The 1,424-nt window shown below is 52.2% G+C and carries 1 protein-coding gene; it reads left to right on the top strand.

The features are described from left to right. Nucleotides 1-1,424 (top strand): sensor histidine kinase (locus BLT50_RS18820; RefSeq protein WP_175491549.1); only part of this gene is annotated, 1,424 nt, incomplete at both ends.

Here is a 1,424-nt window from a genome sequence, read left to right as displayed (position 1 = left end):
GCGCTTATTGCCCAGGCTATAAACGACCTGGATCCCGAATTGGGAACGGTGGTGACAAAAACTGACAGTGGCGGCGACCAGGTTCTATGGGGAGACCGACAGGTCCTGGCAAATGCGCCTGCCATACATGCATTCGATGTAGGGGGAGCAAGGTGGCAAGTGAGCGTAGCGCCTTCTAACGGGTGGATTACAAACACATCCGCATCGACTGCCGCATTTTTCCTAACACTGGCTGCGACACTGGTACTTGCAGTTTTTGCGTTGATCGCCCGAAATCTCTTCCTGGCAAAAAGGAGTTCATGGGAACAATTGTCGGAGGCCATCGAAGCGATTGACGATGGGTTTGCGTTGTATGACGGCGACGATCGTCTTGTGGCATTCAACTCACGCTACAAGTCCTACTACGATGCTTCCTCGGACCTGATTCAAACAGGGAGGACATTCGAGCAGATCATTCGTGGAGGCGTTGAAAACGGTCAATACAAGGATGCGATTGGACGCGAAGAGGAGTGGATTGCGGACAGGTTGGCAAGTCACAACAATCCTGCAGGCCCCGTAGAGCAACTACTGGACGACGGACGCTGGCTGAAGGTCTCAGAGGCAAAGATGTCTGATGGCAGCACGGTTGGTTTCCGGGTCGATGTGACGGAGCTCAAGTTGGCGCAGCAGGCAGCTGAAGCCGCCAACCAAGCGAAAAGTGAGTTTCTGAACACGGTCAGCCACGAGATCCGTACGCCGCTGTCGGCCATAATTGGGTTTTCTTCCATGATCCAAAACCTCAACATCATGCCCGAGTACACGCGCTTCATCGCAGTGATCGAAGATGAAAACTCCAACGTCGACACCCGGAAGCTTGCTTTCCAAGACTTGGAGGCGCTTGTCGTGAAATACTCGCGGCGGATCGATGCCAACGGGAAGCACCTTCTAAGTGTGATCAACGATATTCTTTATTGGAACAGAGCCGAGGTGATTGAAGAAGAGGCCTCGTTCACCCGCGTGGAGATCGGTGCTGTCACGAAAAGCGCAGCAGATCAGTTATATGCAATAGCGGCTGAAAAAGGAGTCGATCTCATTGTTGAGGCGAACTCTGCTTTCGTGTTCGGAAGTGAAGTTCGTTTGAAACAGCTTGTCCTGAACCTGGTCGGAAATGCGCTCAAGTTTACGGATGCAGGGCAAGTGCATGTTTCTACCCAGTTGTGCGGAGAAACCGCGGTTATCGAAGTTAAAGACACGGGGTGTGGTATCCCGGAAGACTGTTTCGAAATGGTATTCCAGTCATTTACCCAGCTCGATAGCGGATTGAAAAGGCGCTATGGTGGCTCCGGTTTGGGGTTGGCGATTTCTCGTGATATCGCAGAGAAACACGGCGGATCTATTTCTGTATCAAGTACAGTCGGCATGGGTTCAACATTCCGGGTGACGCT

This window comes from Lutimaribacter saemankumensis, from assembly GCF_900100005.1.
GTDB lineage: Bacteria > Pseudomonadota > Alphaproteobacteria > Rhodobacterales > Rhodobacteraceae > Lutimaribacter > Lutimaribacter saemankumensis.
Note: the sequence above shows the minus strand (reverse complement) of the source record. Positions and strands in the feature narration are given on the sequence as shown.